Source organism: Actinoallomurus acaciae, assembly GCF_042429965.1.
Classification (GTDB): Bacteria; Actinomycetota; Actinomycetes; order Streptosporangiales; family Streptosporangiaceae; genus Actinoallomurus; species Actinoallomurus acaciae.
Genome location: NZ_JBHLZP010000758.1, coordinates 1 through 3045, shown reverse-complemented (window position 1 = coordinate 3045; position 3045 = coordinate 1). Strand labels below are relative to the sequence as shown.

Genomic DNA, 3045 nt, shown 5'->3' with positions numbered 1-3045 from the left:
GACCAGGCCGCGGCCGGCATCCTCACCGCCGCCTGGCCGCCGCCCGTCTTCCGTGACGAGGGGCTCGGCCCGGCCGCACTCGCCACCATCGAGTCGCTTCTGACCGGTCGCACCGAGGCGGAGATCACCGCTGACCCCCGGCACGGCGCCGGCCTCGGCGAACTGGTCGACGAGGGCGCGGGCGTCGCCGAGTGCGGCGTGCTGACCGTGACCGATACCCTCACCCGCGCCCTGGCCGCCGCGCCGGCCTCGGAGACGTCCGTGGGTCCGTGGGCCGACGCCGCGGTGCGGGGCCTGGCGGCCGTCGCGCGGCACGCGGTGGAGCGAGAGCACCGGATGTACTGCCTCTCGTTCGTCTAGGTCCTGGCACTACTCGCCCAGCGGCGTGGTGTCGCCGCCGTTGAAGAAGCGGTTGAGCCAGTCGAGCGAGCGGGTGCGCAGCACCTCGTCGGCCAGCTTCTTGCCGGACGGCGTCTGGAGCGCCGCGAGCGAGCTGTCGATCCACGGCTGGATGTTCTGGTTGCCCTGTTCGCGGTACTCGATCGCCTGGACCAGGCACTCCAGCTTGTCCGCGTCGCGCGCACAGCGTGCCTCCAGGCTCGCCTTGTCCTCATACTCCGCGACGCTGCCGCAGATCATGTCGGCCACGGCGGGCGGCAGGCCGCGCGTCTGCTCGGCCGTCACCTGCTCATTCGGCGCGCGCTTGACGTAGGCCTTGGCGAGATAGGGGATGTCGGTCAGCCGCGTCTCCTGACTGTCGTGGAACAGGCTGAGCAGCGCGGCGCGTTCGGGATTCGCCCCCTCCAGCACGGCGACGATCGAGGCGAGGGCCGCGGCGCGGAACGAATGGTCCGCGATGCTTTCGGGATCGCTGACCCCCGCGACGAGCCAGCCGGTGCGCTTGTATCGCTTCAGCAGACCGATCTCGTACACGAAGCCCGTCAACTGTGCCAGCTCGTCCTGCATTACTGCCCCCTTCGACCGAGCGGCCGGGCGGTGTTGACCCGGCCGTAGAGAAAATCCTTCCCCGACACCGGCGATAACCACCGGCCGGAGGATGCTCCTGTGGATGTCGAGCCGCCGAGGCGGTGACGTCGGCGGGGGGTGATCCTCGATCAGTTCCCGGTCCTTCGGCCCGCGCGGCCGGGCGTGTGGCCGGTATGGCCTGCCGTACGGTGGCGGCATGGAGGTTCTCGCCAGCCGGGTGCTGCTCCGGCCGACCGACCTGGACCGCAGCCGCGCCTTCTACCGTGACACGCTGAAACTGCCGATCTTCCGCGAGTTCGCGACGCCGGGCGGCACCGGCACCGTCTTCTTCGTCGGCGGCGGTTACCTGGAGGTCTCCGGGCACTCCGACGCGCCGCCCGCCGAGGGCATCGAGCTGTGGCTCCAGGTCCGTGACATCGCGGCGACCCGGCGTGAGCTCGAAGGCGTACGGGTGCTGCGCGAACCGGAACGCGAGCCGTGGGGTCTGATCGAGATGTGGATCGCCGACCCCGACGGCGTACGGATCTGCGTCGTCGAGGTGCCCGACGACCACCCGATGCGCCGCCGCGACTGAGCGCCGAGTGTCCGTGACAGACCCGGCGCGGATGGCGCAGGCCTTCGACGACCTGGCGGAGGGCTACGACGACGATCACCATGACGAGGTCGCCCGTGCCCTCCTCGCGCTGGTCGGCGCGCCCGCGGAGAAGGACAGGATCGCCGACGTGGCCTGCGGGAGCGGCGCGGCGGCGCTGGCGATGGCCCGGACACGCTCACGCGCGGCCACGCCGGTGCTGGCCGTGGACCTCTCCGCGGGCATGATCACGGCCGGCCGGGCCCGGGCCGCGCGGCTCGGCCGCGGGCACGCGGTCGACTGGAGGGTCGGGCCGGCGGTGTCGTTGCCCGTGGCCGACGCCGTTCTCGATCTGGTCGTGTGCGCCTCGTCGCTCCACTTCCTGGGCGTCCGGGCACTCCCGGACTGGCGGCGTGCGCTCAGACCCGGCGGGCGAGCGGGCTTCACCCTGCCGGTCGCGTCCCGGTTTCGTCCGTCCGGCCTGTTCGCCGACCTCGTCGCCGCCGACCTGCCGCTGCCGCACACGGCGGAAGACGCGCTCACGCTCGCGACGGCCACCGGCTTCGTCGACGCCGACGCCCACGTCTTCACGGTCGGGTCCCGCCCCGTCGTCCTGACCGTGGCCACGAATCCGGGGAGGAACCACGATGCCGGCTGACGCCACGGCTCATGTACGCACCGCCCTGGAAGCCGCGGAACGTTTCTGGATCTCGGATCTCGCCCTCAGCCGGTGCTGTCGACCCGCACCTGGTCCAACGCGTAGAGAGTTCTAGTTCGGCAGGGGCAGGCCGCTGGCCGCCGGCTCCGTGGCCGGAGCGGCGGCCGGTTCCTCACCGGCGACCGCGATCAGCACGTCCGACAGGGTCCGTACGACCGGCACCGGCAGGAGGCCGTACGTGATGAGGTCCTCCACGGACGCGAAGCCGCCCGTCACGCGGCGGCGGGCGACGATCTGCTGTGCCTGCGGCACGGTGATCCCGGGCAGCGCGGCCAGGACGTGTTCGGGCACGCCGTTGACGTCGACGAGGCCGCCGTCGTTGAACACCCGCGACAGGTCCGGGCGCCCGATCCCCAGCTCGCGGGCTATCAGCGGGTAGTGGTCGAGCAGCGTGAGCGCCTGCTCGCGCCGGATCCGCAGCTCCAGCGACCGCAGTGTGTCCAGGTCGAGCGGCGCGTTCCGGCGCCGGGCGGACGTGCCGAGCACCAGTACGGCGACGTGCACGGTGCCGCCGACCGTCGTGAGCAGCATCGCCAGCATCCCGACGTTGTCCCAGGGCGATTCGCCGCTGTCGCTCATCGTGAAGGCGAAGACCCCCACGAGCAGGAAGTATCCGGCCGATGCGAGCCCCAGTGCCCGGCTGCGGCGCCGCGCCGCGAAGAAGGCCAGCGCCGCCCAGCTCAGGAAGCCGAAGCTGAGCAGCGGGACGGCGATCGCCAGCGCGCGCAGGGCGGGCGGCGGACGCCACACGCGCGGCACGACGTCCGCC

5 protein-coding genes are annotated in these 3045 nt (G+C 72.3%); 3 read left to right on the top strand and 2 right to left on the bottom strand.

What is annotated here, in order from left to right; translation table 11 throughout:
* Nucleotides 1–360, top strand: a 360-nt coding sequence (locus ACFFNX_RS46495; RefSeq protein WP_378212766.1) for a hypothetical protein, incomplete at its 5' end; no start/stop codon positions are given.
* A 9-nt stretch (nt 361–369) separates the two neighbouring features.
* Here ACFFNX_RS46495 and ACFFNX_RS46490 read toward each other — a convergent pair.
* Nucleotides 370–966 carry an HD domain-containing protein gene (locus ACFFNX_RS46490; protein ID WP_378212765.1) on the bottom strand — a complete coding sequence of 199 codons (597 nt, stop codon included), beginning with the start codon at nt 964–966 and terminating at the stop codon, nt 370–372.
* A 217-nt stretch (nt 967–1183) separates the two neighbouring features.
* On the opposite strand from ACFFNX_RS46490, the gene ACFFNX_RS46485 reads away from it, so the two are divergent.
* Together ACFFNX_RS46485 and ACFFNX_RS46480 are read left to right on the top strand one after the other, a co-directional pair.
* The gene (locus ACFFNX_RS46485; protein ID WP_378212763.1) at nt 1184–1561 is read left to right on the top strand and encodes a VOC family protein; all 378 of its coding nucleotides are present in this window, start codon (nt 1184–1186) and stop codon (nt 1559–1561) included.
* 7 nt (nt 1562–1568) lie between these two features.
* Nucleotides 1569–2216 carry a class I SAM-dependent methyltransferase gene (locus tag ACFFNX_RS46480; RefSeq protein WP_378212762.1) on the top strand — a complete coding sequence of 216 codons (648 nt, stop codon included), beginning with the start codon at nt 1569–1571 and terminating at the stop codon, nt 2214–2216.
* Between the two features lie 111 nt (nt 2217–2327).
* On the opposite strand, the gene ACFFNX_RS46475 is transcribed toward ACFFNX_RS46480, so the two are convergent.
* Nucleotides 2328–3045: ComEA family DNA-binding protein (locus tag ACFFNX_RS46475; protein WP_378212761.1), on the bottom strand; the 718-nt coding region annotated here is incomplete at its 5' end.